Origin of the sequence: Citrobacter youngae (assembly GCF_003818115.1) — a bacterium.
Classification (GTDB): domain Bacteria; phylum Pseudomonadota; class Gammaproteobacteria; order Enterobacterales; family Enterobacteriaceae; genus Citrobacter; species Citrobacter youngae.
On sequence record NZ_RPOI01000016.1, the window covers coordinates 369,231 to 395,995 of the forward strand.

Consider the following 26,765-nt stretch of genomic DNA (forward strand, 5'->3'; position numbering starts at 1 on the left):
TAACGTCCCCTGAATTAAGGGCCTTAACGGCCCTTGGTTTTATCACGTGCAATAAGCTGGCTGGCGATCACCATAACCAGCGACAGAACCAACAAAATGGTTGCCAGTGCATTCACCTCTGGTGATACACCGACTTTAACCATTGAGTAGATTTTTAATGGCAAAATTTCATAGCCGGGTCCGGTGACGAAGGACGAAACCACGACATCATCCATCGACAGCGTAAAACTTAGCAACCAACCTGCAGCTACCGCCGGCATGGCCAGTGGCAGAATGATCTTGCGCAGAATGGTCACTTCACTGGCACCCAGGTCTTTAGCTGCTTCAAGCATACGTACGTCAAAGCCTTTCAAACGTGAGTAGACCGTTACGACCACAAAAGGCAGGCAGAACGTGATATGTGAAAACAGCAGCGACCAGAAGCCCAGTTGAATGCCAATCAGCATAAACAGCACCAGCAGCGAAATTGCCATCACGATATCCGGCGACATCATCACCACAAACAACATGCCGCTGACAAATGGTTTGCCACGAAAACGGTAGCGATATAAAGCGACCGCAGTCAGTGAACCGATCAGGGTGGCAAAGGTCGCGGAGAGCACGGCCATCGTCAGTGAGTGCTGTGCCGCCTGCAGCAAACTGTCGTTGTTCATCAGCAGGCCGTACCATTTGGTGGTAAAACCCTGCCAGTTAATGCCGAAGCGCGAGCTGTTAAAGGAGTTCACAATCAAAATGATGATTGGAATATACAGATACGCGTAGATAGCGGTCATGAAACCGCCTCTGAGCAGCCGACCGATCATTCGAGTTCCACCTTCTTGTTCAGCAAGCGCGAGGCGCGCCAGTAGATCAGCAGCATCAGCCCCATCACAATGGTCAGCGTAATGCTGGTGGCGGCACCAAACGGCCAGTCGCGGATGTTCAGGAACTGCACTTTAATCACATTACCAATCAGCAGGTTTTTCGCCCCGCCCATTAAGTCGGATACGTAAAACAGCCCCATGGCTGGCAGCATAACCAACAGACATCCGGCGATAATTCCCGGCATCGTCAACGGAATAATGATGCGGGTGAAGGTCTGAAGTTTACTGGCACCCAAATCACGCGCGGCTTCCAGTAGCGGTTTATCGAGTTTTTCAATGCTGGAATAGAGCGGCATCACCATAAACGGCAGCAGGATGTACACCAGGCCGATAATCACCGCGCTGGGGGTAAACATGATACGAATAGGAGTATCGATAACGCCGAGCCACAACAGAAATTCGTTGAGATAGCCTTTGGTACTGAGGAAAATTTTGAGTCCGTAGATGCGGATAAGTGAGTTGGTCCAGAACGGAACAATCAGCAGGAACAGCAGCAGCGGGCGCACTTTTTCCGGCAGTTTCACCAAAAACCAGGCAAACGGGTAGCCGAGTACCAGGCAGGCGAGCGTGGCAATCAGCGCCATATTGAGGGAATGAACCAGCACCTCAAAATAGAGCGGATCGAGCAGGCGTGTATAGTTTTCCAGCGTAAAGACCATTTTGACGAAATTGGCGTCGTCGCGGGTCAAAAAACTGGTACCGATGATCATCAGGTTGGGCAGAAAGACAAACAACACAAGCCAACCGACAATGGTGACGATCACCACACTCTGGAATTTACTTGTGTTCTTCATCAGCCAGTACGACCTCCCAGCTTTCTACCCAGTTAATCGCCATTTTCTGGTCGAGCGAGTGGTCAAAGTCAGGATCGTCTTCGTTGAAGAATTCACTGACCATCACCATCTTGCCATTTTCCAGTTCCACAACCGACTCCAGCGTCATGCCTTTGTAGTTGCGTTCGCGCACGTAGCCGATCAGGCCTTCGATATGATTATCGTCGTTGATTTCATCCACGCGCAGATCTTCCGGGCGTAACAGAACGTGCAGTTTCTGTCCAGGAACCACCGCGAAGTTGACGTAAATATTGCACTCGCGGCCTTCAACGTTAGCACGAACACGCTGCTCGTCCAGACGTTCTATCACCGTGGCGTTAAACATATTGATCTCGCCGATAAATCCGGCAACGAACAAATTTTTCGGCTCTTCGTAGATCTCGCGCGGTGTACCGTCCTGCTCAATCTTGCCGTCACGCATCACCACGATACGGTCTGACATAGTCAGCGCTTCTTCCTGATCGTGAGTGACAAAGACGAAAGTGATACCCAGCTTACGCTGTAACGCTTTCAGTTCGTTCTGCATCTGCTTGCGCAGTTTGTAGTCCAGCGCAGAGAGAGATTCATCTAACAGGAGTAAACGCGGTTTATTGACCACCGCACGGGCAATCGCCACGCGCTGCTGTTGGCCACCGGAGAGTTGATGCGGTTTTCGCTGAGCGAACTCTTCCAGTTGCACCATGCGCAGGGCTTCAGTAACGCGAGGAGGAATATCGGCTGCGGGGGTTTTCTGCATGCGTAAACCAAAGGCCACATTCTCATACACGGTCATGTGGGGGAATAACGCATAGCTTTGGAAGACGGTGTTCACGTAGCGGTTTTCCGCAGGAACGTGAGTGATGTCCTGGTTGTCCAACATAATATGACCGGAATCAACCGTTTCCAGACCGGCAATCAGGCGAAGAACGGTTGTTTTACCGCAGCCAGAGGGGCCGAGCAGCGTGAGAAATTCGCCATTGCTGATGGTCAAATCCAGGCTGGAAATCACCTCTTTGCCATCGAAACTTTTGCGAATTCCCGCTAATTGCACCAGTGGAGAAAGCGAACGCGGTTGTTTATTCAATTTTTTACTCTGTCCCATGTAAACGCAACGGATGGCTGACCGATGCGGGGTTTGTGGTTAACCACCTTGATGACTCTTAATGAGGGCGGTTATTCTACGGCAAACCATTGTAATCGCCAATCCTTGTTGCGAATTACTGACTTAACCCTATAGTCAGAGGGGATGTCAGGGAGAAATATTCTCACTTGCGGGGATAAAAGTGACCTGACGCAATATTTGTCTTTTGTTGCTTATTGATAATGTTGTCACAAAAAGTGAGGGTGACTGCATGGATAAACTACTTGAGCGTTTTTTACACTACGTGTCGCTGGACACCCAATCAAAATCGGGCGTGCGGCAGGTACCCAGCACTGAAGGACAGTGGAAGTTATTGCAGTTGCTTAAGCAGCAACTCGAAGAGATGGGACTGGTCAATATTACCTTGAGCGACAAGGGGACGTTGATGGCAACGTTGCCCGCTAACGTTGCAGGTAATATTCCCGCGATCGGTTTTATTTCCCATGTGGATACCTCACCGGATTTCAGCGGTAAAAACGTTAATCCGCAAATTGTCGAAAACTATCGCGGCGGCGATATTGCGCTCGGTATTGGCGATGAGGTTTTGTCGCCGGTGATGTTCCCGGTGCTGCATCAACTTCTGGGTCAGACGTTGATCACCACAGATGGCAAAACGCTGCTGGGTGCGGATGATAAAGCCGGTATCGCCGAAATCATGACCGCACTGGCTGTGTTGATACAAAAAGATATTCCGCATGGCGATATCCGCGTGGCCTTTACGCCAGATGAAGAGGTCGGTAAAGGCGCGAAGCATTTCGACGTTGCAGCATTTGATGCGCAGTGAGCCTATACCGTCGACGGTGGCGGCGTGGGCGAACTGGAGTTTGAAAACTTCAACGCCGCGTCGGTCAATATCAAGATCGTCGGTAACAATGTGCATCCGGGTACGGCAAAAGGGGTGATGGTGAACGCGCTGTCGCTGGCGGCTCGCATCCATGCCGAAGTTCCCGCCGATGAAAGCCCGGAAGCGACGGAAGGCTATGAAGGTTTTTACCATCTGGCAAGCATGAAAGGGACGGTTGATCGGGCTGATATGCACTACATTATCCGCGATTTTGACCGTAAGCAGTTTGAAGCGCGTAAACGCAAAATCATGGATATTGCCAAAAAGGTCGGTAAAGGGTTACATCCGGACTGCTATATCGAGCTGGTGATTGAAGACAGCTACTACAATATGCGTGAAAAAGTGATCGAGCATCCGCATGTGCTGGATATCGCCCAGCAGGCAATGCGCGATTGTGACATTGAGCCGGATCTTAAACCCATTCGTGGTGGTACCGACGGCGCGCAACTGTCGTTCATGGGATTACCTTGCCCGAATCTGTTCACCGGTGGCTATAACTACCATGGTAAGCATGAGTTTGTGACACTGGAAGGCATGGAAAAAGCCGTGCAGGTGATTGTGCGAATTGCGGAATTGACGGCGAAACAGTAGCCGCTTTTGCCGGTAGATGCCGGATGGCGCTTCGCTTATCCGGCCTACGGGATACGCTATTTGTAGGCCGGATAAGCGAAGCGCCTTCCGGCGCACTCTCAATAGGTTATCCTTCGAAGAACCAGTATCCGCTATTCACCAGTGCGGCAAGCATGGCGAGGAAAGACGGATCTTCCAGTGCATCCTCAAAGTTTTCCGCTGTCAGAACAATATGGCTGGCGAGCGCATCCAGCGCCGGACGGTGAGGGGAGTCAATTTTCTCACCATTTACATAAACGTCATCGCCAATGCGCAGTACACGCAATCCACCCAGACGAACCAGAACATCGCCTTGCTTCAGGGCATCATAGATTTCGTCAGGCTGATAAGGCGGCTCAGGCGGCGCAACGTCCAGTTCATGACGCGACTGAGAGATAAACTCGCCAAACCACTGTTTAAAATGCTCCGGCTGGTTAATGAGCCCCAGCATCATTTCGCGCAGCTTGTCCATTTCCTGTGGCAGCACGTCTGCTGGATGGTCGCGCGGCGGTAGATCTGGATCGCTGTAGTACGTGCTACCCAGTTCGCGTTGCAGAACGTAATCCGCAAATCCGCTGATCAGCTCCCGGGTATTCGGTGCGCGGAAACCTACCGAGTAATTCATCGCGTTTTCTAACGCGTAGCCTTCGTGCGGGAATCCAGGTGGAATATACAGAATATCGCCTGGCTCCAGCTCTTCATCAATGATGGCTTCAAACGGATCAACCTGGAGCAGGTCAGGGTGCGGACAATGCTGCTTCAACTGCAGTTTTTCACCCACACGCCAGCGACGGCGACCGGTTCCCTGGATGATGAACACATCATATTGATCCAGATGCGGGCCAACACCACCACCGGGTACAGAAAATGAGATCATCAAATCGTCAATGCGCCAGTCCGGCAATTCACGGAATGGCCGCATCAGCGCGGCAGTTGGTTCGTGCCAGTGGTTTACGGCCTGGACCAGCAGTGACCAGTTGCTTTCACCAAGATGGTCATAGCTTTCGAAAGGACCGTGGCTAACCTGCCATTTGCCATCCTGGTGGCTGACCAACCGGCTGTCGACTTCGCTTTCCATTGCCAGCCCAGCCAGTTCGTCAGGGGAGAGTGGATCAATAAAGTTGTTAAAGCCGCGTTTTAAGACCACCGGGCGTTTTTGCCAGTGACGTTCAAGAAAATCGGGCCAGTTAAGAGTGAGTTGGTATTCCATAATGAGCATCCCGCAGGCTGGTATCTGCAACCGATTATAACGGATACTTAACCTCAAGCGTGAAGTCAGTACATATTTATTACATGTAAAGATTACTCGTCTTTTTGTCCCGGATGTTGGCGGCCGAAAATAACTTCCATGCGCGCTCCGCCCAGCAGACTGTCGCCAGCGATAATCTGCCCGTCATATTGCTCGGTGATCTCACGTGCGACAGCCAAACCCACGCCTTGCCCGGGGCGTAAGGTATCCACGCGCTGACCACGGTCGAACACCACTTCACGTTTACTGTGTGGAATACCGGGGCCGTCATCTTCTACCACAATGTGCAGATGATCTTCCGTTAATTGCGCTGAGATCTCGACAAATTCCAGGCAATATTTACAGGCGTTATCCAGGACGTTGCCCAGCACTTCGACGAAGTCGTTCTGTTCACCCACAAAGCTTGTCTCAGGCGAAATGTCGAGATTAATGTTAACCCCTTTACGCTGGTACACCTTGTTTAATGCAGAGGTCAGTTTATCCAGCAACGGTGCAACCGGATGCAATTCCCGGCTGAGAAGGGCACTACTGCCGCGCATGCTGGCACGATGCAGATAATAGCCAATTTGCTGTGAAATACGGCTAATTTGCTCCAGCATGACGGGTTCAGCATCGCTCACGCTCATTTTCTCATTACGCATCGAACGTAGCGTGCTTTGCAATACGGCCAACGGTGTTTTCAGGCTGTGGGTGAGGTCGGTTAACGTGGTACGGTATTTATCGTAGCGCTCACGTTCGCTCTTTAATAAGCGGTTGAGGTTACGCACCAGACTGGTGAGTTCACGCGTGGTGGCAGGATTAAGCATCTCGCGATGATGCTCTTCAAGCTCACGGACTTCGCGCGCCAGTGATTCGATAGGTCGCAGGCTCCACCAGGCTGCAACCCACAGCAACGGGATAACCAACAGTAAATTGGCAACCAGCACATAAATAAACCAGCTCCAGACCATATATGAGCGTTTGAGCTCAATAGGAATGGTATCAACAACCACAATGGTCAGTTGTGGCATTCTGGCGGTGGCAGGGTAGATGTTCACTGCCACGGAGTGGGTCATTTCTGCATTATCGTCATCTTCTCTGACTTCTCTTAGCTTCTGTTGTGCCGAATGATCCTCGCGTAGCAATGTGCTGGTGGCGTCGACATTGGCTTCAATCTCATGAAAACCATTTGTCTTTAGCCAGTCTGGTTGAATACGTTGTACCAGCCAGGGTACGTCGCGTTGGGCCCAGAGCAGCTTACCGTTTTCATTATAAATCAGCGACATTGTAGGGCTTTGCATATCGAGATTTTCAGGTAGCTCGACATTGATTTTGCCGTTTTCCCATTTCGCCAGGGTATAGAACAGATTACTTTCGCCACGTAGCAGACGAAATGTTGTTTTATCAAAGCTGACGCTATAGCCAACCAAAGCCACCATGCCGTAAGCCAGCGAGAGGACCAGTACAACGCCTGCGGTTGCCAGCAAAAAGCGCAGCCGCAGTGATAACGGGAAAAAATGACGCAGTAATTTATTCATCAGCGCAGTTCAAAAAGATAACCTTGCCCACGTACCGTGGTGATCACATCGTCCGGATATTGCGCCTGAATTTTCTTGCGCAGACGTCCCATTAAGACATCAATGGTGTGACTTTCACGCAGTTCAGCATCCGGGTAGAGCTGTAACATAAGCGAATCTTTACTAACGACTTTGCCGCTATTACGGATCAGCGTCTCCATAATGGTGTATTCGAACGCCGTGAGTTTGATCACTTCATCGTTCACGGACAGTTCGCGGCGAGAAAGGTCCACCTGAAATGGCGGAAGCGAGATTATCTGCGAGGCCAGACCACTATTGCGGCGCATCAATGCCTGCATTCTTGCAACCACTTCTTCAATGTGAAACGGTTTTGTGACGTAATCATCTGCACCGGCACTGAGCACTTCCACTTTGTCCTGCCAGCCTTCACGGGCGGTTAACACCAGAATGGGCAATGAAACGTCATTACTGCGCCAGCGGCGGATCAGTGACAGTCCGTCTTCATCGGGGAGTCCTAAATCGACGATCGCAATATCCGGCAAGTGTTCATTAAGAAAATAGTCTGCTTCCTTTGCATCTTCTGCATCATCCACCTGGTGGCCTAAATCCTGTAGCTGAACCTTAAGGTGGTGACGTAATAATGCATTATCCTCAACAACCAGCACGCGCATCATTGTTTCTCCCTAAATTCATGGTACGAATAGTTTAACGCTGATTATGTGGCAGTGGGGATAAACATTTAATAAACCGGGGGAAGGGATGTTAATGCGGCGATAAAAAGCCGGAATCGCTTACGCTTATCCGGCTTCTGTTCAGCATCTGGCGGAGTGCAGATTACTTCAGTTCATCAACCATGGTGATGGCGCGACCAATGTAATTGGCCGGCGTCATGGCTTTCAGGCGGGTTTTCTCGTCTTCCGGCAGCGCCAGACCATCGATAAACTGCTTCATGCCTTCAGCGTCAACGCGTTTGCCGCGAGTCAGTTCTTTCAGCTTCTCGTACGGTTTTTCAATGCCATAGCGACGCATCACGGTCTGGATCGGCTCTGCCAGAACTTCCCAGTTATGATCCAGTTCATCCAGCAGATGATCGCGGTTCACTTCCAGTTTGCTCACACCCTTCAGCGTGGACTGATAGGCGATCAGCGCATAGCCAATGCCCACGCCCAGGTTACGCAGAACGGTTGAATCGGTCAGGTCGCGCTGCCAGCGGGAAACCGGCAGTTTGCTCGCCAGGTGTTGCAGAACCGCGTTAGACAGGCCCAGGTTACCCTCAGAGTTTTCGAAATCGATAGGGTTTACTTTGTGCGGCATGGTGGAAGAACCAATTTCACCGGCAACAGTTTTCTGCTTGAAGTGACCCAACGCAATGTAACCCCAGACGTCGCGATCGAAATCGATCAGAATGGTGTTAAAACGGGCGATGCAATCAAACAGCTCAGCAATGTAGTCGTGCGGCTCAATCTGCGTGGTGTAGGGGTTCCACTGGATGCCCAGCGAGGTGACGAACTCTTCGCTAAACTGATGCCAGTCAACTTCCGGGTAAGCGGCGATGTGGGCGTTATAGTTACCCACAGCACCGTTGATTTTACCGAGGATTTCAACCTGGTTGAGCTGGCGATACTGACGTTCCATGCGGTACGCCACGTTTGCCATCTCTTTGCCCATCGTTGACGGGGTGGCAGGTTGACCGTGAGTACGGGAGAGCAGGGGAATATCGCGATATTCAACAGAAAGCGCGGTGATGCCATCAATCAGTTGGCGCCAGTACGGCAGGACTACTTCGTCGCGCGCCGTTTTCAGCATCAGCGCGTGAGACAAGTTGTTGATGTCTTCTGAGGTGCATGCGAAGTGGATAAACTCGGAAACAGCGTGCAGTTCCGGGATATCCGCCACTTTTTCTTTCAGGAAATACTCAACTGCCTTCACGTCATGGTTGGTCGTACGCTCGATGGTTTTGATACGCGCAGCATCTTCTTCATTGAAGTTAGCGACGATCGCATCAAGGTAACCGATTGCGTCGGCAGCAAAAGCAGGAACTTCCTTGATCGCTGCGTGCGCGGCCAGTTTTTGCAGCCAGCGTACTTCAACCTGTACACGGAATTTCAGCAAACCGTATTCGCTGAAAATCCCGCGCAGCGCGCTGACTTTATCGCCGTAGCGTCCATCGACAGGGGAAACGGCGGTCAGTGAGGATAATTCCATAGATCACAACTCCGGGGTTAAATGAGCAAGAATTTGTTTTGCCTGAGTCGTCAGGCGATTACGAGAAAACATGAGTTGCAGACGGCCGCCACCTACCTGATGCCAGAGCACGGCAGCGCGAATGCCAGCCAGCAATGAAGCGCGTACTTTGGCCTGAACCTGTGGGCTCTGCAGGATAGCCGGGGAGCCAGTGACCTGAATACGCGGGCCGAGTGGGCTGATGACGTCAACATAAATGCCGGCCATCGCACTCATCAGTGTTTCTGACTGCAAATCAAAATGGTCCAGTTGGCGCTGCAAGCCGTTGATACGGTCTCCCAGCGTGTCCATGGCGCCTTTGGCGGCCGAAAGCTTACGCTCCAGTACCATCAGGCTTAATGTATAGCGGGTAAGTTCCGCGTTCAGCCCCTGACGGCTGCTGGCGTTGAGCACACCGAGCATCGTTTCCAGACCGAGACGCAGGTTGGCCTCGCTGCCGCCAAACACGCCCAGCGTAGAGCTGGGATTCATGTCAATGACGCTGTTCAGTGAAACGTGTAATGCATCGGCATCACAATGCCCCTGGTGCGCCAGTTCTTGCACCAGGCGTGCCGACTGACAAATGCCTGCCAGGGCGAGGGTGATGTCATAATAATTCTTTGCCACGTTCACTGCTTCCTTGTATCAAATGTGTAAATAATTATACCGGCAGAGGCAATCGTTGTTCGATAATGCCGCCGCCGAGGCACACTTCGCCATTGTAAAAGACCGCCGACTGACCCGGCGTTACCGCCGCGACGGGTTCATCGAAAATGACTTCAATACGCTCGGCATCCAGTGCCTTAACGGTGCACGGAATGTCGGTCTGACGATAGCGGGTTTTCACCGTGCAGCGCATGGTGCCGGTGAACGGTTGACGGTCGACCCAATGTAATTGCTGTGCAATCAGGCCAACGGACATGAGGCGCGGGTGTTCATGACCCTGAGCGACAACCAGAATGTTGTTCTCAACGTCTTTATCCACCACATACCATGGATCTTCGGTACCTTCTTTTGTTCCGCCAATACCCAGACCTTTACGCTGACCCAGGGTGTGATACATCAGCCCCTGATGCTGGCCAATTTCTTCACCGTCAACGGTAATGATCTTGCCGGGTTGTGCTGGCAGGTAACGACCGAGGAACTCACGGAACTTACGTTCACCGATGAAGCAGATGCCGGTGGAGTCTTTTTTCTTCGCAGTAACCAGACCCAGATCTTCGGCAATTTTACGTACCTGCGGTTTTTCCAGTTCGCCAACCGGGAACAGGCTTTGCGCGATTTGCTCATGGCCGAGGGTATAGAGGAAATAGCTTTGGTCTTTATTGCCATCAAGCCCACGCAGCAATCGACTTTTACCGTCGACATCCGCGCGACGCACGTAGTGACCGGTGGCGATGTAATCGGCACCTAAATCTTCAGCGGCAAATTCGAGGAAGGCTTTAAACTTAATTTCTTTGTTGCACAGAATATCCGGGTTCGGCGTACGACCCGCTTTGTACTCTTCAAGGAACAGTTCAAAGACGTTGTCCCAATATTCTGCGGCAAAGTTGACGGTATGCAGCTCAATGCCGAGTTTGTCACAGACAGCCTGAGCATCCGCAAGGTCGGCGGCTGCTGTGCAATATTCCTCGCCATCGTCCTCTTCCCAGTTCTTCATGAACAGGCCTTCTACCTGATAACCCTGTTGTTGCAACAGCCAGGCAGAAACGGAGGAATCGACACCGCCGGACATGCCGACGATCACTTTTTTTGGGCTTTCAGACATAGGAATACTCACGACATTGAACTTCAAGGCGGCATATTCTAGCACGCAGCCCCTTACTTGACACCCTCTGTAAACGGCCAGTTAAATTCACCGATCATCGCCAGCGGGTAGCGTTGTCCGCTCTGGTAGCAGCGAATGCTCTCCGCAACCAGCGGTGAGCGCAGGTTTGGCGCGCAGAGAACTTCTTCTGCGCTGACCCAGTGACAGCAATCTATATCGCTGTCATGAGGTTCGGTAGCGCACATATTGGCAAGCTCGATAGAAAACAGAAAACGTAAAAAGGGCGTTTTATCCGGCGCAATCCATTGATGCATTCGAATGAAATGTTGTGGCTGTGCGTGGATACCTGTCTCTTCCCAGAGCTCGCGCGCGGCGGCCTGCACTAACGTCTCATCCGCTTCCAGATGTCCTGCTGGTTGATTCCACAAGGCTTTGCCATTGATTGTTTCCTCAACGACCAAAAACTTATCTTCTGCATGCACAATGCAGGCGACCGTGACGTGCGGTTTGAACATACCTGTTCCTTATTCAGTTAGTTACATCCCGCCATTGACCATTGGCGAGATTATCCAGTGTGTAATCTCCCATGGCGTAGCGAATGAGGCGCAGCGTCGGGAATCCAGCATGTGCTGTCATACGGCGAACCTGGCGGTTGCGGCCTTCATATAAGGTCACTTTCAGCCAGGTGGTGGGGATATTTTTCCGCTCCCGAATGGGTGGGTTTCTCGGCCACAGCCATGCAGGCTCTTCTACCACTTCAATACCTGCTGGCAGCGTGGGACCGTCATTGAGCATTACCCCGGTACGCAGCGCATTCAGCGCTTCTGTCGTCGGCTCACCTTCAACCTGGACGTAATAAATTTTCCCGGTGCGCTTTCCGGGTTGTGTTAAACGAGCCTGCAGTGCACCGTCATTGGTCAGCACCAAAAGCCCTTCACTGTCCCGGTCGAGTCGGCCCGCAGCATAGATTCCCGGCACGGGAATAAAATCTTTTAACGTGCTTCTGCCTGCCTCGTCCGTAAATTGCGGCAAAACATCGTAGGGTTTATTGAACAAAACCACGCGTTTTGGCTGGTTTTCTTTACGCTGCCTGGTGACTTGTCGTGAGCTGAATCGCTCAACCCGGTGATTTCTAAAAGAAGTTTTTTGCATGGTATTTTCAGATTATATCAATTGCCGCATTATAGCCTAAGAACGAGTGTCTTTCATGGCGGCAAACATTAGGGTAGTATTGACATGCTCATTACAAAACATTAACAAAAAATTGCTCTAACGCATTCGTGCAGCAGGACGCAAACGCACATGCAGCGCGATGACAGACGAGCAGAACCAGAAGCGCTCGAAGGAGAGGTGAATGGAAAGCAAAGTAGTTGTTCCGGCGGAAGGTAAGAAGATCACCCTGCAAAACGGCAAACTCAACGTTCCTGAAAATCCGATTATCCCGTTCATTGAAGGCGACGGTATCGGCGTTGATGTAACCCCACCGATGATCAAAGTTGTCGATGCTGCTGTCGAGAAAGCCTATAAAGGCGAGCGTAAAATCTCCTGGATGGAAATCTACACCGGTGAGAAATCCACTCAGGTTTATGGCCAGGACGTCTGGCTGCCTGCTGAAACCCTTGATCTTATTCGTGAATATCGTGTTGCCATCAAAGGCCCACTGACCACTCCAGTTGGCGGCGGTATTCGCTCTCTGAACGTTGCCCTGCGTCAGGAACTTGACCTGTATGTCTGCCTGCGTCCGGTGCGTTATTACCAGGGTACGCCTAGCCCGGTTAAACACCCAGAACTGACCGACATGGTCATCTTCCGTGAAAACTCAGAAGATATCTATGCGGGGATTGAGTGGAAAGCGGACTCCTCTGATGCTGAGAAAGTGATTAAATTCCTGCGCGAAGAGATGGGCGTGAAGAAAATCCGCTTCCCGGAACATTGCGGTATCGGTATCAAGCCGTGTTCCGAAGAAGGGACCAAGCGTCTGGTTCGTGCAGCGATTGAGTACGCCATCGCTAACGATCGTGATTCTGTTACCCTGGTTCATAAAGGTAACATTATGAAATTCACCGAAGGCGCGTTCAAAGACTGGGGTTACCAGTTGGCGCGTGAAGAGTTCGGTGGTGAACTGATTGATGGCGGTCCGTGGGTTAAAATCAAGAACCCGAAAACTGGTAAAGAGATCGTGGTTAAGGACGTTATCGCCGATGCGTTCCTGCAACAGATCCTGCTGCGTCCCGCTGAGTACGATGTTATCGCGTGTATGAACCTGAACGGTGACTACATCTCCGATGCGCTGGCAGCACAGGTTGGCGGTATTGGTATCGCACCGGGTGCCAACATTGGTGACGAATGTGCGCTGTTTGAAGCAACCCACGGTACTGCACCGAAGTACGCAGGCCAGGATAAAGTGAACCCAGGTTCCATCATCCTGTCTGCAGAAATGATGCTGCGCCACATGGGTTGGACCGAAGCGGCTGACCTGATCGTTAAAGGTATGGAAGGCGCGATTAACGCGAAAACCGTAACCTATGACTTCGAACGTCTGATGGATGGCGCTAAGCTGCTGAAATGTTCAGAGTTTGGTGACGCGATCATCGAAAACATGTAATCCAGATTCTGGGTTGTGTGAGAACGGGAACCGGGGGGTTCCCGTTTTTTTTCAATGGAATTCGGTGGCGATTAAAACCGCTTTAAACCTGCCGGGGCTCTACGCCAGATTTGTATTTTTTACCCTCATGGTATTTGTGATTAGTGTTGGCGAACACAAATTGATATTTACGTCTGGTCTGTAAGCTCAATGACGCGGTTCTTGCCAGGATATCTCGACCCGACAAGCAATCATATTTTTTATAGATGAGCTGCAAAACCAGGTTCTGGTGATTCATTGCACAGCACTCATTCGATGAGAGGCGTGAAACCCTCTGCCGGAAAAACAATATCCTGCTGTTGCCTGAAAAAATAGACCTTTATATTTATGTGTGTTTATTTTTACTACTTAAACAGGCAGCTTATTTTTTGTACGGTGGTAGCGAAATTTACTGTGTCGCAAATAACAGTAATGGCCTTTTTTAAGCAATGTCAAAAAATAAATTTAGATTAACTCTTTGATTTTAATGGGCTAAAAGATGGGGAAGCTTACAGTATCAATAATCGCTGGGCAGCATGTGTAAATAGCATAATAACTAAATTATAATTCTCTTACATTCGATAGATTGGTGAGGTTAGAATGCGGTTAATTGTCATGTTGTTAAGCTTTGTCGTCACTACCCAGGTCTGGGCCGGTGAACTTTCCAAACCTGTCGGTAAAGTCCTTTTAACAGTGTCCGGTAATATAGAAAATACCAATGAAGACGGGAAAGCCATTTTTGATATCGCCAGTCTCGAGAATCTGGGCACGGTAAGTTTCCAGACCTCCTCACCCTGGTATAATGGACGCACTACCTTTACGGGTATCTCGCTGCAAAAGCTCATGGATTATGTCGGGGCAAAAGGTTCTGTTGTTAAAGTCACTGCGCTCAATGACTACACCACCGTTATCCCACTCAGTGATTTCAAAAAATATAATGTTATTCTTGCTCTAAAAATCAACGGAGAATATATGCGCATCCGTGATAAAGGCCCACTATTCATCGTGTATCCCTATGACAGCATTCCTGAACTGAATAATCAGATTTTTTATTCAAGGTCAGCATGGCAGGTCAGCTCAATGAAAATTGAGTAGGGGTTCAGAGGACCATCATGAACAGAATACTGGCTGGCATTATATTCTTCCTTTTTATATCTACCGGATATATATCTTTCCTTGTGCACGAAAGACAACAAGAACTACAGAAACTGACTCACTACACCGATTCATGGTCTGCTGTTCAAATGGTATCAGAATATTACCGATTTGAATCGTGGCTTGGTCTCTACATTAGTGATGATACGATGACGCTCGATGCTGTGCGCCTGCGTCTCGATATTATGCTCAGCCAGAGCGATTTAATAAAGGAAGGTGATTTAGGGCATTATATAGAGAGCAATCAAGCGCATTATGAACTGGCTATACAGCTTGAAAAAATGCTTAATTATCTGGATGTTCATCTTGAGAAAATGAATCGTTCAGAACTCAAGGCATACCTGAAAGAAATGCATGCGCTTGATGCACCGCTAGCCCGTCTTTCATCCGGTGCGTTAGATAAAGATGTTAGCTCGATTAATAATACAAATATTAACATTCAAACCCTGTATTATATTTATTCAGCTATTTCAGTATTGCTTATAATATTGAGTGCGATACTGGGGGTTCTGATTTTTTTTCAGAACAGAAACATTTTGAGAGCACATCTCCAGGTTAAGTGCCTTGCTGAGGAACTTCAGGAATCTAAAGAAAAACTGCAGATCCAGAATGCAAAACTGGAGTATGACGTCTATCACGACTCTCTCACCGAGATGAACAATCGCCAGTTATTCTGGGGGGATTTAAATAAAACCATCGAGATGGCAGAAAAAAACAATGACTCTGTGACGGTGATGTTGTTCGATTTAGATCGATTCAAAGAGGTAAATGATACGTATGGCCATGATGCCGGTGATATGTTATTACGTCAGATATCCCATCGTTTGATTTCTATGAGCCAGGGTTCCGACACGCTATATCGTTTAGGCGGCGATGAGTTTGCTTTTCTTTCGAGCGGTCTGACAGAGAGTCATGCTGTTTCCCGAGCCCAAAAAATATGTGATTTTATCAACCAACCCTACACTATTTATAACGCAATTATAAATATAACCACTTGTGTTGGTATTGTTATCTCTGAAACTGAACGCCGTTCCGACTATCTTTATAAATTTGCCGATCTGGCGCTTTATGAAGCGAAAAATGAAGGCTCGGGTAAAATAAAAGTCTTCCGACAGCGGATGTTAGAAAAGCTGCAAGAAAGCAGAACTCTTGAGCATGATATGGCAATGGCCATAGTGAATAAAGAATTCGTGGTTTATTATCAGCCTATTGTCGATTCTTTCAGCCAGGAAATTTACAGCTATGAAGCCCTTATTCGTTGGATACATCCTCTAAAAGGGCTTCTGTCGCCGGATAGTTTTATTCCTGTTGCAGAAAAAACAGGAATGATTAACGAGATGGGAAAATCTGTGCTTGAAATTGCATGCAGGGAAGCAGCGTCCTGGACCGTACCGGTTAAAATTTCAGTCAATGTTTCACCTGTCCAGCTAAGCAGCAAGGCCTTTGCCGGAATCGTGCTGTCCATTCTGAAAGAAACCGGACTTCCGGCAGACCGTCTCGAGCTGGAAGTGACGGAATCCTCTCTCTTTACGGAGAGCAATACGCCGATGAATACGCTTAACAAGCTCAGAGCTCTGGGGGTAAAAATCTCCATCGATGATTTTGGTACCGGATACTCTTCTCTTTCGCGACTGAGTCGGCTTGCTTTCGATAAAATCAAAATAGACAAGTCCTTTGTGCATTCGATATCTACGCAGGAAGACGCCCTTAATATCATCAGGCTTATTACTGGTATGGCGAAATCGCTGAATATGAAAGCTGTTGCAGAAGGTGTCGAAACAGAGGAACAGCTGGCGAGCCTTCAGGCTTTGGGCTGCGATTTCGCGCAAGGGTATCTGTTTGGTAAACCGCAGCCGGGTATCAATGGGAAAATCAGAAACGGTTAAATAACGCCCGTTCCTCGTGCCCTGGCGATATGCTAAATCAGCGTAACGACAACGTACTTGCCAGCGCTAAGACGTTGGCAATTGCCGCTTTCGCTTGCGGACTGTTTTTCCAGCATGTCGAGCCGACCATTGACGCCGCTTGCTGGGTAATATCGTCGACAGTAGAGTTTTTAAGATCGGCAAGCGAGTGGAAACCAAGTTGCTCAAGCCGCTCGATGACTTTGGGGCCAACGCCTTTTAATGACAGAAGTGCCTGACGCTCAGTGGTTGAAAAGGGCATTGTCTCTCCTTACGTATGCGCAATACTGACAATCCGCTTACGAATACACGCTGATAGCGGCCAGGCTATCAGTTATAGCCTGGCCAACAGAGGTAAGCAAAACTAGAACTGGTAGTTTAAGGATACCCAGTAGTTACGGCCCGGGTTGACGTATCCGGTCGTGGATTGTGCAGTCTGATAGTAGTCGCCTGCATAAGTACTATTGCGGCCAACCTGATACAGCGTGACGTCACTAAAGTCTTTATCCAGCACGTTGTTCACCGCCGTATTCAGCGTCAGTTCTTTGGTCAGTTTATAAGACATCCCCATGTCCAGAACGGTCCAGGCTTTTAAATTTGCACCTTTGTCGTCATACACCGCCTTTTGGACGGCGCTGAGGTTGTCGTAATTCTCCGTATAGCGTGGAGCCTTACCGCGGTAGCGAGCGCTCAGCCAGGCGTTCATATCTTCCGTTGCCTGCCAGTTCAGACGGGCGTTCGCCATGTGTTTCGGGGTATAACTCAGTGGCGCGCCTTTATTCTCGCCATCTTTTTGCTTGCTCTGGGTATAGGTGTAGTTGAGAGATAAACTCAGCGAGTCCGACCATAGCGGGAATGTACTGGCAAACTCGATACCATCGGTTCTTGCTTTACCGCTGTTGGTGTAGCTGTTGGTATTATCATCGATAGAATACGAAACGATTTTATTTTTGTATTCGGTATAGAAACCCGTGACGTTGGCGTTCAGCCCAGCGTCATTCTCATAGTAAAGCCCGGTTTCGTAACTGGTACTTTCTTCAGGTTTAAGGTTCGGGTTCCCGACGGTATTGACCGTCCCCTGTGCCGTTACGCCACTGATGCCATTATGAAGTTGGCTGAGCGATGGCGCTTTATAACCCGTTGTGACGCCGCCTTTGAGGGTCCACTCATCGGATACGTCCCAGACCATATAGGCACGTGGGCTGAGGTGCCCGCCAAAGACGTCATTATGTTCATAGCGAGTCCCCACGGTTAAGGCCAGAGAATCGAGTATATGCCATTCATCTTCAGCATAGGCCGACCATGTTTTCTGGTGGAATGTCTCGCCGGTATTGGCCAGCACGACACCATCCTTCATGCGGGCATCCCAGTATTCTCCCCCGATAGTCAACAGGTGCGAGTCACCTAACGGCGTCAGCAGCATGGAATCCAAAATAACGTTGGTGTTCTTCAGTTCACGTGCGTCGCCGGCCCGGCTCGCGTTCTCTGGTGTCAGTGCCGAGGAGACCAACTGGCGGCCTTTGTTCTCGGTTTCATTCCAGCCTACAGAGGATTTCCAGGTACCAAATGTTAATGCGGTATCGTGGCCGAGCGTCACTTTGTTACGCTCATAACGCAGCGTCTTATCATATCCGCCGGTCAGATTGCCAAGCTGTCCATCATCGTTATCGTAGCGTTGTCTGGCGGAATCGAGATCCAGCCACAACGTATTGCTGTCACTGGTTTTCCAGTCCAGGCGAGTGCCGATATTGTAATTCTCAGATTCCGTAGGATACGGCACGCGGGTGGAAGAGGTATCGCTCAGCGAAGTGACACTGGAGCCTTGACGCTGCGTGGTGCTGCCGCGAACTTGCATATCCAGTACACCGGCGATCAATGGGCCGCTTGACCAGAAGTTGGCGACAGTGCTGTTACCCCATTTATTACTTTCTTGCAGGTTAACGCCGGTATTAATGGACGTGCTCCATTTATCGGTGCTCTTTTTGGTGATGATATTGACGACGCCGCCAATGGCATCGGAACCGTATAACGTCGACATCGGACCGCGGATCACTTCAATATGGTCGATTGCCGCCAGTGGAGGCATAAAGCTGGTGTTCATGGCTGAAAAGCCGTTCGGTGTCACGTCGCTGCTTCCATTTTGACGGATACCGTCAATCAAGAGCAGGGTATAGCTGGCGGGCATACCACGGATGCTAATTTCCAGACCGCCGGTTTTACCCGTGCTACTTTCGACATCCACACCTTCCACAGAACGCAGAGCTTCACCTAAATCGTTATATTTATTGGTTTGTAACTCTTGCTGTGAAATAACGGAAACGCTGGCAGCCGCATTGGTGATCTTTTTTTCGTAACCAGAAGCGGTTACTACCATCACGTCTTCAGCGAAGACAAAGGGGCTGGTAAACCCTATACAGGACAGAACGACAGAGGCAACAGGTTTTAAACGCATAGTCAAACTTCCTTTGTTAAAAATTCAAAGGCAGTAAGATAAATGATGAAAATGATAATACAAATAATTATCATTATATATTTACATAACTTGTCACTTACTGTGTCTTTCTTTAATAAATATACATAAATTGTCATGAATTTGAGGTAGGTAAAAACCGAAGCTGGTGAATAGTTTTTCCTGCAACTATTGCTTCTTATTTAATATAAAGGCGAGTAAATACGGTGATTTTGCTTAGCCACTTCAGCGAAGTGAGAGGTGAAAGTACCGGGTATTAGAAAGTCGTATGATGTTTTTTAAAAATCGTCATACTTTTCTGCGCTGCATCATTTTTTTCGACATTACTGTCCGCCATAATCCCTTCCCCAGGAGACCGTCTAACGTAAATTGTTCGTTAAACGCGATAAAAATAACGTAAATCTGGATAAGAGAATGATTAAAGGCAAGCTGGCACTGCTGACGTGCGCACTGACTCTCGCATTAACCTCACCACTCCTCGCTGCGAAAAATGCAGACGAAGGCCAGACGTTAAAACTGGCCATTGGGCCCGAGCCGACGGAGGGATTTGACCCAATGTTGGGCTGGAGTCATGGCAGCTATCTGTTGTTGCATGCACCTGTGTTAAAGCAAAATGCGGATATGAGCTGGGGAAACCTGCTGACGGAAAAAGTGGTGACCAGTGCCGACGGCAAAACCTGGACGCTGACGCTTAAGCCCGATCTCAAATTCTCTGATGGTTCGCCGCTAACGGCTGAAGATGTGGTCTTCACCTATAACAAAGCCGCAAAAAGTGGTGGGAAAATTGACATGGGGAATTTCACCCATGCCCGCGTGATAGACAACCGCACGGCAGAAATTACGCTTAGCCATCCGCAGAGCACTTTTGTGAACGTGCTCGGTTCGTTAGGTATTGTTCCGGCAAAACAGTATGACGAAAAAACATTTGCCAAAAATCCGATTGGCGCAGGTCCTTACCGCCTGGTGAGCTTTCAACCTGGGCAGCAACTGATCGTGGAAGCAAACCCGTGGTATGCCGGTAAGAAGAATGATTTCAACCGGCTTGTGTTTGTATTCCTCGATGAGGATAACGCATACGCCGCAGCGCGTAGTGGCCAACTGGGACTGGTACGTATTGCGCCGTCGATGGCGGTGGCGCCCGCACAGCAGAATTTAAAACTGTGGGTTCGCGACAGTGTAGAAAACCGCGGTATTGTTTTCCCAATGGTTCCGGCTGGGAAGAAAGATGCTAATGGTTATCCGGTTGGGAACGATATTACAGCCGATATTGCTATCAGGCGTGCGATCAATTACGCCATTGACCGTAAGCAGCTTGCCGGGCAGGTTATGGAGGGGCATGCGATCCCCGCGTATAGCGCGGTTCAGGGGTTGCCATGGCAGGGGACTTCGGTGGCATTCAAAGATGGCGACGCTGAAAAAGCCCGGACGATTCTGGATCAGGCCGGCTGGAAAGTGGGCAAAGACGGCGTACGGGTGAAAGACGGTAAAGAGGCGCGTCTGACGTTGTGGTACGCCAGCGGCGACAGTACGCGCCGGGATTTAGCCGAGGCCGTACGTGCGATGCTGGAGCCAGTGGGTATTCAGATTTCGCTGCAGTCGGGTAGCTGGGAAACCGTCGAACGTCATATGCATGCTAATCCTACGTTGTTCGGCTGGGGGAGCCTGGATCCGATGGAGCTTTTCCATCACTACAGCGGGCAGGCGGCGGGTGTGGAGTATTACAACCCGGGCTACTACAGCAATCCGGTGGTCGAGCAACATCTCAAGCAGGCCATTGATGCACCAGACTGGCAAAAAGCGTTGCCTTTCTGGCAACAGGTTGAGTGGGATGGTAAACAAGGCGCAGGCGTACAAGGGGATGCCGCATGGGCATGGCTGCTGAATATTCAGCACACCTATCTGGCGAATCCGTGCATCGATCTGGGCAAAGGTGCACCGGAAATTCACGGTAGCTGGTCACTGCTCAATAATCTGGACGAATGGACCTGGACCTGTCGTTGATGAAGTCTGTTTTAGGCCATGTATTACGGCTGATAGTGTTGTTAGTGCTGGTCGCGGCTGGCACTTTCATCTTGCTCAGCTTTTCGCCGGTCGATCCAATCCGGGCCTATATTGGCAACGATTTGCTGCATGTTCCGCCGGAGCAATATGCACGTATTGCTGCTCGTTGGGGCCTGGATCAACCCCTGTGGGAGCGTTTTTTCCACTGGTTCTTACGCGTGCTACAGGGCGACCTTGGTTACTCGATGTTGTTTAATGCCCCTGTTGCCAGCGTGATTAAGGAGCGGTTTGCGACCTCGTTTGCGCTGCTGAGCGGTGCGTGGCTGGTTTCCGGTTTATTGGGAACGACAATGGGGTTTGTTGCCGGCCGCTACCTGAACCGTTGGCCGGATAAAGCCATCTGCCGACTTAGCTATCTGCTTTCTTCCTTACCGACCTTTTGGATTGGCATGCTGCTGTTGGCAGTATTTGCGGTACGCTGGCCGCTGTTCCCGGTCTGTTGTGCGTGGGAACCGGGAAATAACAGCGATATGGCAACGCTGACTGAACGTCTACGCCATTTGGTTCTCCCTGTTTGCGCACTTAGCCTGCTGGGGCTGGGGCAAATTACGTTGCACACGCGGGAAAGTATCGCCAGCGTGATGAAAAGCGAATTTGTTCGTTTTGCGCGTTCGCAGGGTGACAAGGGGTGGTCGCTGTTGCGTCACCAGGTTCTGCGACACGCCATCACGCCAGCGCTATGTCTACAGTTTGCCTCGTTGGGCGAACTGTTGGGCGGTGCGTTGCTGGCTGAGAAAGTTTTTGCCTATCCGGGGCTGGGGCAGGCTACCATCGATGCCGGATTACGCGGTGACCTGCCGTTACTGATGGGGATTGTCTTGTTCAGTACCGTGCTGGTGTTTATTGGTAACTCTCTCTCTGCCTGGTTTGTCCATGTTCTGAATCGCGCGCTGGAGCGACCTGATGCTCTATAACCCGACGCCGACGCTTGTTCGTCTTCTGCTATCCGTGAGCGGCCTGTTATTTATTGCAGTATATGGCGCAGCTATGCTGGATAATCCGTTGAACGTGAATCTTCTTGTGCGTCATCTTCCGCCTGATGCGCTGTACTGGTTTGGTACCGACAATCTGGGGCGCGACCTGTGGGTTCGTTGCTTTCAGGGGGCGCTAACCAGCCTGCAAATCGGTATTGGCGCGGCGCTGTGCAGCGGATTCATTGCGTTACTGATGGCGGCGATTTCCCGTCTGCACCCACGCCTGGATGTCGTCATGCGTCTGATCACCGATGCGATGTTGTCCATGCCGCACCTTCTGCTGCTGATTTTGATCTGTTTTACCTTGGGCGGCGGGAAAAGCGGGGTGATTATGGCGGTTGCGCTCACACACTGGCCGCGGCTGGCATTGATTTTACGTGCTGAAGCGGAACGCGTTGCCCACAGTGATTACCTGACACTCACCTGGCGACTGGGGCATGGCCACTTTTACTGCTGGCGGTATCACTATTTACCTGCGCTATTGCCCCAGTGGTTAACGGGAACGTTGCTGATGTTCCCTCATGCGGTATTGCACAGTGCAGCGTTAAGTTTCCTTGGCTTCGGGCTGGCACCCCACGAACCTTCGCTGGGACTGTTGCTGGCAGATGCGCTGCGGTTTATCAGTCATGGCGACTGGTGGCTGGTGCTGTTTCCAGGGCTGATGCTATTTCTCCTTGTGATGCTATTTGATCAACTTGCCCGGGCGGTACATCGTTTATGGTTGAGAGGTGATGCATGTTGAGTTTGCGGCAGATTTCGCTGGAAGTGGCGCGTTATCGCTGGTACGGCGCAAAAAAATGGTCCTCGTTGCTGCAGGATGTCTCCTTTGATGTTGCGCCGGGCCAGATGGTGGCGTTAGTGGGGGGCAGTGGTGAGGGTAAGAGCCTGCTGCTGCAATGCTTACTCGATCTGTTGCCGGAAAATTTGCGCTTTCATGGCAATATCACCCTTAATGGGAAAATGCTGGATAACAATGACATCCGGGCATGCCGTGGCAGTACGTTTAGTTATGTTCCGCAAGGTGTGCAGGCGCTGAATCCGCTGCTGTCTATTGAAAAGCATTTACGAAGAGCCAGCCAGCTTTCCGGTCAGGCGTGGAATGCAGGGCAAATTGAACACTTGCTCGAACGTCATCATCTGGAAACCACCGTGTTAGAGGCTTTCCCGCGTCAGCTTTCGGGAGGAATGGCCAAACGCATTCTGGCGTGTCATGCCGCACTCAGCCAGGCTCGTTATATTCTTGCTGATGAGATTACCGCCTGGCTTGATGCGCCTCTGGCAAATCAACTGCTGGAACAGCTACGCGGCCTGTGTGAGCGGGGCGCGGGCGTTTTATGGGTGACACATGATCTCACTCTGGCTGCACGTCACGCAGATCGCATTGTCGCGCTGCATCAAGGAACGGTGTCGGATAATGTTAGCCGGGAACAGCTTTTACGCGGTGAAATTAGTGAACATCTAAAACGGCAATGGCGAGCGCTGCCCGAAAGAAATCAACTTTTTGGAGAGCGGTATGCTGTGCTGTCGTGATGTGTTCATTCGTCAGGGAGGTAAAATACTGTGGCAAAATCTCTCGTTCTCGTTGTCACCAGGGGAGCGCATTGGGATTTGCGCACCCAGTGGAACCGGAAAAACAACGCTGGGACGTGTGCTTGCGGGGTGGCAAAAGCCGACGTCCGGCGACGTTCTGGTTGATGACCAACCGTTGCCGCGCCATCAATATTGCCCGGTGCAGCTTGTACCGCAGCATCCGGAATTAACCTTTAACCCCAGACGGAGTACCGGTGATGCGGTTCATGATGCCTGGCGGCCAGATGCAGAAACGCTTGCCCGACTGCATATTAAGCCGGAGTGGCTAACGCGTCGTCCCGGACAACTTTCGGGCGGTGAGCTGGCGCGAATTGCCATACTGCGGGCGCTCGACCCGCGTACGCGTTTTCTGATTGCCGATGAAATTACCGCCCAGCTCGATCCTTCCATTCAAAGGGATATCTGGGCGCTGCTGCTTGAAGAATGTCAGCGTCGGCCATTGGCTATGCTGATTATCAGCCATCAGCAGGCATTGCTTGATCAGCTTTGTTCCAGCAAGCTCATTGTAGCGTGAAATGAGACAAGGGCTTGCAGCTGGTCTATTGATTTAATTGATACGTTATATTATAACATTTCACTCGCAAATGATTTGAGGGTGAAATTTTGGCTATGCATTTGGAAAAATTGGCAGTCGTTCTGGGGATGCTTTTTGTTAGTAGCCAGGTACTGGCGCATGGTCACCATTCCCATGGTGCACCAATGACCGAAATAGAACAAAAGGCGGCAGAAGGCGTTTTTGATGACAAAAATGTGCAGAACCGTACGCTAGCCGACTGGGATGGCATGTGGCAGTCTGTCTATCCGTATCTGGTGAGTGGCGAACTGGATCCGGTATTCAAACAGAAAGCGGAGAAAGACAAGAGCAAAACGGCAGAGCAGGTTAAAGCCTATTACCGTAAGGGCTACGCGACCGATGTTGACACTATTGGTATTGAAAACGGCGTAATGGAGTTTCATACCGGTAAAAAGGTGGCATCGTGTAAGTATGATTATGCCGGATATAAAATTTTGAACTATACGTCAGGCAAGAAAGGTGTGCGTTATCTGTTCGAGTGTAAAGACGCTGGCAGCGACGCGCCGAAATACGTGCAATTCAGCGATCACATTATTGCGCCACGTAAATCGAGCCACTTCCATATCTTTATGGGTAATACCTCGCAGGCTGCCTTGCTTGAAGAGATGGATAACTGGCCAACCTATTACCCTTATCAGCTCAAGGGAGAAGAGGTGGTGGATGAAATGCTGCACCATTAATCCCGACTGAAACTGTTCACAAAAACCCGCCGATGTTGGCGGGTTTTTGTGTATTACACTGACAGGAACATTATTTCCCGGATGTCAGCGTGTTGTAGCTGGTCATCAGGTTGCGATAGTCAGGAATATGGTTGGAGAACAACGTTCCCAGCCCTTCAATATCGTTGCGCCAGTCACGGTGTAATTCGCAGGCCAGACCGAACCACGTCATTAATTGTACGCCGGCAGACGACATACGATTCCATGCGGAATCACGGGTCAGCGGATTAAACGTACCGGATGCATCAGTGACCACAAACACGTCGAAACCGGCTTCAATGGCAGAAAGCGCAGGGAATGCGACGCAGACTTCGGTCACCACCCCGGCAATAATTAGCTGCTTTTTGCCTGTCGCTTTGATCGCGTTAACAAAATCTTCGTTATCCCAGGCATTAATCTGGCCAGGACGTGCGATGTAAGGGGCATCCGGGAACAGTTCTTTCAGCTCAGGAACCAATGGACCGTTAGGACCCGTTTCAAAGCTGGTGGTCAGAATCGTCGGGAGTTTGAAATATTTCGCCAGATCGCCTAATGCCAGAACGTTGTTTTTAAACTTGTCTGGATCGATGTCACGGACCAGCGAAAGTAAACCCGTTTGGTGATCGACCAGAAGTACGGCAGCCTGATCTTTATCAAGACGTTTATAAGCAATAGTCATTTTTCTTTCTCCATGTGATGAGAGGGGGCCTTGCGGGCTGAATCTACTGATAAACATTAGTGGCTAAACGGGGCATTGGGTAGGCGCAAAAGTGGGTTTCATCGTTGCAAATCTGGAACGAATAATGATGTTGCAATCGGACTGAAACAGAATGCTATATTCTAAAGCTTCTCTTTCCATCCCCTGGCGCATTCGTTAGCATATTGTCTCGCAGCAAGTGCATGTGTTTTTTCAGGAAGAGGTTAACGTGTTCGCAGAGTATGGAGTTCTGAATTACTGGACGTATCTGGTGGGTGCTATTTTTATCGTGCTGGTACCGGGGCCAAATACGATATTTGTGCTGAAGAACAGCGTCGGTCGTGGAGTGAAGGGTGGTTATTTGGCAGCAAGCGGTGTGTTTATCGGTGATGCCGTATTGATGTTTCTGGCCTATGCTGGCGTAGCTGCGCTAATCAAAACAACACCCGTATTGTTCAATATTGTTCGTTATCTCGGCGCGTTTTATCTGCTGTATCTCGGTGCGAAGATCCTGTATGCCACACTGAAATCGAAAGCCAGCGACGCTGCGCCAGAAGAAGTTCCGTTTGGTGCGATTTTCAAACGTGCATTAATTTTGAGTCTGACGAATCCTAAAGCCATTCTGTTTTATGTATCGTTCTTCGTACAGTTTATTGATGTCAACGCGACTCACTCAGGGTTGTCGTTCTTTATTTTGGCGATGACGCTTGAAATAGTGAGCTTTTTCTATCTGAGCTTCCTTATTTTCTCCGGTGCGTTTGTGACACAGTATATTCGTACGAAGAAAAAACTGGCTAAAGTTGGGAATTCCCTCATTGGCTTGATCTTTGTCGGTTTTGCCGCACGTCTGGCGACGCTTCAGTCGTAACGCTATTGGCCCGCTGTTGACGGCGGGCTTTCAGTATTAAGCTGTTCCCTTCATTGAAAAATGGGATTGTTATAACCAATAAATGGTATTTTAAATATATATTTTGAAGCGTACCCTGTTCACAG

At 50.0% G+C, this 26,765-nt stretch carries 24 protein-coding genes and 1 pseudogene; 11 read left to right on the forward strand and 14 right to left on the reverse strand.

The genetic code is table 11. The annotated features are described in order from the left end of the window. Positions 1–23: 23 nt before the first annotated feature. Genes potC through potA form a run of 3 tightly spaced genes read right to left on the reverse strand, consistent with a single transcriptional unit; the run spans position 24 to position 2,777 of the window. A complete protein-coding gene (gene potC, locus EHN13_RS14870; protein WP_003030794.1) occupies positions 24–803 on the reverse strand; it encodes a spermidine/putrescine ABC transporter permease PotC in 780 nt (259 codons plus the stop codon). Next, positions 800–1,657 carry a spermidine/putrescine ABC transporter permease PotB gene (potB, locus tag EHN13_RS14875; protein ID WP_003030793.1) on the reverse strand — a complete coding sequence of 286 codons (858 nt, stop codon included), beginning with the start codon at positions 1,655–1,657 and terminating at the stop codon, positions 800–802. The genes potC and potB overlap by 4 nt, the downstream gene beginning before the upstream one ends. Next, complete coding sequence (potA, locus tag EHN13_RS14880) at positions 1,641–2,777, reverse strand: spermidine/putrescine ABC transporter ATP-binding protein PotA (RefSeq protein WP_124021659.1); 1,137 nt, start codon at positions 2,775–2,777, stop codon at positions 1,641–1,643. The genes potB and potA overlap by 17 nt, the downstream gene beginning before the upstream one ends. Positions 2,778–3,027: 250 nt before the next feature. On the opposite strand from potA, the pseudogene pepT reads away from it, so the two are divergent. Continuing rightward, positions 3,028–4,251: pseudogene (pepT, locus tag EHN13_RS14885) on the forward strand (peptidase T). Positions 4,252–4,357: 106 nt separating this feature from the next. Here pepT and roxA read toward each other — a convergent pair. From roxA to rluE, 8 genes are all read right to left on the reverse strand, one after another. Next, entirely contained in the window at positions 4,358–5,479 is a 1,122-nt protein-coding gene (gene roxA / locus EHN13_RS14890) for a [50S ribosomal protein L16]-arginine 3-hydroxylase (protein WP_061067742.1), read from the reverse strand. Positions 5,480–5,571: 92 nt separating this feature from the next. Continuing rightward, positions 5,572–7,035 (reverse strand): two-component system sensor histidine kinase PhoQ, encoded by a 1,464-nt coding sequence (gene phoQ / locus EHN13_RS14895; protein WP_048211949.1) that lies wholly within the window; start codon positions 7,033–7,035, stop codon positions 5,572–5,574. Next, positions 7,035–7,706: a two-component system response regulator PhoP gene (phoP, locus tag EHN13_RS14900; RefSeq protein WP_061068817.1), complete on the reverse strand. Its 672-nt coding sequence runs from the start codon at positions 7,704–7,706 to the stop codon at positions 7,035–7,037. The genes phoQ and phoP overlap by 1 nt, the downstream gene beginning before the upstream one ends. Positions 7,707–7,869: 163 nt before the next feature. Next, entirely contained in the window at positions 7,870–9,240 is a 1,371-nt protein-coding gene (gene purB / locus EHN13_RS14905) for an adenylosuccinate lyase (RefSeq protein WP_005120992.1), read from the reverse strand. A 3-nt stretch (positions 9,241–9,243) separates the two neighbouring features. Then, complete coding sequence (gene hflD / locus EHN13_RS14910) at positions 9,244–9,885, reverse strand: high frequency lysogenization protein HflD (RefSeq protein WP_016153409.1); 642 nt, start codon at positions 9,883–9,885, stop codon at positions 9,244–9,246. A gap of 34 nt (positions 9,886–9,919) precedes the next feature. Further along, a complete protein-coding gene (mnmA, locus tag EHN13_RS14915; RefSeq protein WP_048212599.1) occupies positions 9,920–11,026 on the reverse strand; it encodes a tRNA 2-thiouridine(34) synthase MnmA in 1,107 nt (368 codons plus the stop codon). Between the two features lie 53 nt (positions 11,027–11,079). Further along, on the reverse strand, positions 11,080–11,541 hold the full coding sequence (locus EHN13_RS14920; protein WP_048211947.1) for an NUDIX hydrolase: 462 nt from the start codon (positions 11,539–11,541) through the stop codon (positions 11,080–11,082). A 13-nt stretch (positions 11,542–11,554) separates the two neighbouring features. Next, positions 11,555–12,178, reverse strand: a complete 624-nt coding sequence (rluE, locus tag EHN13_RS14925; protein ID WP_124021660.1) for a 23S rRNA pseudouridine(2457) synthase RluE — start codon at positions 12,176–12,178, stop codon at positions 11,555–11,557. A 202-nt stretch (positions 12,179–12,380) separates the two neighbouring features. On the opposite strand from rluE, the gene icd reads away from it, so the two are divergent. The 3 genes from icd to EHN13_RS14940 all read left to right on the forward strand — a co-directional run bounded on the left by icd (position 12,381) and on the right by EHN13_RS14940 (position 16,690). Continuing rightward, positions 12,381–13,631 carry an NADP-dependent isocitrate dehydrogenase gene (icd, locus tag EHN13_RS14930; protein ID WP_124021661.1) on the forward strand — a complete coding sequence of 417 codons (1,251 nt, stop codon included), beginning with the start codon at positions 12,381–12,383 and terminating at the stop codon, positions 13,629–13,631. 618 nt (positions 13,632–14,249) lie between these two features. Continuing rightward, the gene (locus EHN13_RS14935) at positions 14,250–14,744 is read left to right on the forward strand and encodes a putative pterin-binding protein (protein ID WP_048211945.1); all 495 of its coding nucleotides are present in this window, start codon (positions 14,250–14,252) and stop codon (positions 14,742–14,744) included. A 17-nt stretch (positions 14,745–14,761) separates the two neighbouring features. Continuing rightward, complete coding sequence (locus tag EHN13_RS14940; protein WP_048211944.1) at positions 14,762–16,690, forward strand: putative bifunctional diguanylate cyclase/phosphodiesterase; 1,929 nt, start codon at positions 14,762–14,764, stop codon at positions 16,688–16,690. 37 nt (positions 16,691–16,727) lie between these two features. On the opposite strand, the gene EHN13_RS14945 is transcribed toward EHN13_RS14940, so the two are convergent. Together EHN13_RS14945 and EHN13_RS14950 are read right to left on the reverse strand one after the other, a co-directional pair. Next, a complete protein-coding gene (locus EHN13_RS14945; protein ID WP_048211943.1) occupies positions 16,728–16,970 on the reverse strand; it encodes a helix-hairpin-helix domain-containing protein in 243 nt (80 codons plus the stop codon). Positions 16,971–17,072: 102 nt separating this feature from the next. Further along, entirely contained in the window at positions 17,073–19,160 is a 2,088-nt protein-coding gene (locus tag EHN13_RS14950; RefSeq protein WP_101741752.1) for a TonB-dependent receptor, read from the reverse strand. 432 nt (positions 19,161–19,592) lie between these two features. On the opposite strand from EHN13_RS14950, the gene EHN13_RS14955 reads away from it, so the two are divergent. From EHN13_RS14955 to zinT, 6 genes are all read left to right on the forward strand, one after another. After that, positions 19,593–21,179 (forward strand): ABC transporter substrate-binding protein, encoded by a 1,587-nt coding sequence (locus tag EHN13_RS14955; protein ID WP_061067745.1) that lies wholly within the window; start codon positions 19,593–19,595, stop codon positions 21,177–21,179. Next, positions 21,179–22,153 carry an ABC transporter permease gene (locus EHN13_RS14960; RefSeq protein ID WP_061068819.1) on the forward strand — a complete coding sequence of 325 codons (975 nt, stop codon included), beginning with the start codon at positions 21,179–21,181 and terminating at the stop codon, positions 22,151–22,153. The genes EHN13_RS14955 and EHN13_RS14960 overlap by 1 nt, the downstream gene beginning before the upstream one ends. Continuing rightward, positions 22,143–22,955: an ABC transporter permease gene (locus tag EHN13_RS14965; protein WP_121584524.1), complete on the forward strand. Its 813-nt coding sequence runs from the start codon at positions 22,143–22,145 to the stop codon at positions 22,953–22,955. The genes EHN13_RS14960 and EHN13_RS14965 overlap by 11 nt, the downstream gene beginning before the upstream one ends. Beyond that, complete coding sequence (locus EHN13_RS14970) at positions 22,949–23,743, forward strand: ATP-binding cassette domain-containing protein (protein WP_115643515.1); 795 nt, start codon at positions 22,949–22,951, stop codon at positions 23,741–23,743. The genes EHN13_RS14965 and EHN13_RS14970 overlap by 7 nt, the downstream gene beginning before the upstream one ends. Beyond that, complete coding sequence (locus EHN13_RS14975) at positions 23,727–24,317, forward strand: ATP-binding cassette domain-containing protein (RefSeq protein ID WP_048211938.1); 591 nt, start codon at positions 23,727–23,729, stop codon at positions 24,315–24,317. The genes EHN13_RS14970 and EHN13_RS14975 overlap by 17 nt, the downstream gene beginning before the upstream one ends. Positions 24,318–24,412: 95 nt before the next feature. Next, complete coding sequence (gene zinT / locus EHN13_RS14980) at positions 24,413–25,057, forward strand: metal-binding protein ZinT (RefSeq protein ID WP_167469988.1); 645 nt, start codon at positions 24,413–24,415, stop codon at positions 25,055–25,057. Between the two features lie 70 nt (positions 25,058–25,127). Here zinT and ycaC read toward each other — a convergent pair whose 3' ends face one another. Beyond that, positions 25,128–25,754, reverse strand: coding sequence for an isochorismate family cysteine hydrolase YcaC (gene ycaC, locus EHN13_RS14985; RefSeq protein WP_005120379.1), 627 nt, complete (start codon positions 25,752–25,754; stop codon positions 25,128–25,130). A gap of 247 nt (positions 25,755–26,001) precedes the next feature. Here ycaC and leuE point away from each other — a divergent pair, with 247 nt between their 5' ends. After that, the gene (gene leuE, locus EHN13_RS14990; protein ID WP_048212597.1) at positions 26,002–26,640 is read left to right on the forward strand and encodes a leucine efflux protein LeuE; all 639 of its coding nucleotides are present in this window, start codon (positions 26,002–26,004) and stop codon (positions 26,638–26,640) included. The last annotated feature ends 125 nt before the right edge of the window (positions 26,641–26,765 follow it).

What these genes read in the sequence shown, in the direction of transcription:
- potC (WP_003030794.1), bottom strand. Translation starts at nt 803, where the DNA reads ATGATCGGTCGGCTGCTCAGAGGCGGTTTCATGACCGCTATCTACGCG.
- potB (WP_003030793.1), bottom strand. Translation starts at nt 1,657, where the DNA reads ATGAAGAACACAAGTAAATTCCAGAGTGTGGTGATCGTCACCATTGTC.
- potA (WP_124021659.1), bottom strand. Translation starts at nt 2,777, where the DNA reads ATGGGACAGAGTAAAAAATTGAATAAACAACCGCGTTCGCTTTCTCCA.
- roxA (WP_061067742.1), bottom strand. Translation starts at nt 5,479, where the DNA reads ATGGAATACCAACTCACTCTTAACTGGCCCGATTTTCTTGAACGTCAC.
- phoQ (WP_048211949.1), bottom strand. Translation starts at nt 7,035, where the DNA reads ATGAATAAATTACTGCGTCATTTTTTCCCGTTATCACTGCGGCTGCGC.
- phoP (WP_061068817.1), bottom strand. Translation starts at nt 7,706, where the DNA reads ATGCGCGTGCTGGTTGTTGAGGATAATGCATTATTACGTCACCACCTT.
- purB (WP_005120992.1), bottom strand. Translation starts at nt 9,240, where the DNA reads ATGGAATTATCCTCACTGACCGCCGTTTCCCCTGTCGATGGACGCTAC.
- mnmA (WP_048212599.1), bottom strand. Translation starts at nt 11,026, where the DNA reads ATGTCTGAAAGCCCAAAAAAAGTGATCGTCGGCATGTCCGGCGGTGTC.
- EHN13_RS14920 (WP_048211947.1), bottom strand. Translation starts at nt 11,541, where the DNA reads ATGTTCAAACCGCACGTCACGGTCGCCTGCATTGTGCATGCAGAAGAT.
- rluE (WP_124021660.1), bottom strand. Translation starts at nt 12,178, where the DNA reads ATGCAAAAAACTTCTTTTAGAAATCACCGGGTTGAGCGATTCAGCTCA.
- icd (WP_124021661.1), top strand. Translation starts at nt 12,381, where the DNA reads ATGGAAAGCAAAGTAGTTGTTCCGGCGGAAGGTAAGAAGATCACCCTG.
- EHN13_RS14935 (WP_048211945.1), top strand. Translation starts at nt 14,250, where the DNA reads ATGCGGTTAATTGTCATGTTGTTAAGCTTTGTCGTCACTACCCAGGTC.
- EHN13_RS14940 (WP_048211944.1), top strand. Translation starts at nt 14,762, where the DNA reads ATGAACAGAATACTGGCTGGCATTATATTCTTCCTTTTTATATCTACC.
- EHN13_RS14945 (WP_048211943.1), bottom strand. Translation starts at nt 16,970, where the DNA reads ATGCCCTTTTCAACCACTGAGCGTCAGGCACTTCTGTCATTAAAAGGC.
- EHN13_RS14950 (WP_101741752.1), bottom strand. Translation starts at nt 19,160, where the DNA reads ATGCGTTTAAAACCTGTTGCCTCTGTCGTTCTGTCCTGTATAGGGTTT.
- EHN13_RS14955 (WP_061067745.1), top strand. Translation starts at nt 19,593, where the DNA reads ATGATTAAAGGCAAGCTGGCACTGCTGACGTGCGCACTGACTCTCGCA.
- EHN13_RS14960 (WP_061068819.1), top strand. Translation starts at nt 21,179, where the DNA reads ATGAAGTCTGTTTTAGGCCATGTATTACGGCTGATAGTGTTGTTAGTG.
- EHN13_RS14965 (WP_121584524.1), top strand. Translation starts at nt 22,143, where the DNA reads ATGCTCTATAACCCGACGCCGACGCTTGTTCGTCTTCTGCTATCCGTG.
- EHN13_RS14970 (WP_115643515.1), top strand. Translation starts at nt 22,949, where the DNA reads ATGTTGAGTTTGCGGCAGATTTCGCTGGAAGTGGCGCGTTATCGCTGG.
- EHN13_RS14975 (WP_048211938.1), top strand. Translation starts at nt 23,727, where the DNA reads ATGCTGTGCTGTCGTGATGTGTTCATTCGTCAGGGAGGTAAAATACTG.
- zinT (WP_167469988.1), top strand. Translation starts at nt 24,413, where the DNA reads ATGCATTTGGAAAAATTGGCAGTCGTTCTGGGGATGCTTTTTGTTAGT.
- ycaC (WP_005120379.1), bottom strand. Translation starts at nt 25,754, where the DNA reads ATGACTATTGCTTATAAACGTCTTGATAAAGATCAGGCTGCCGTACTT.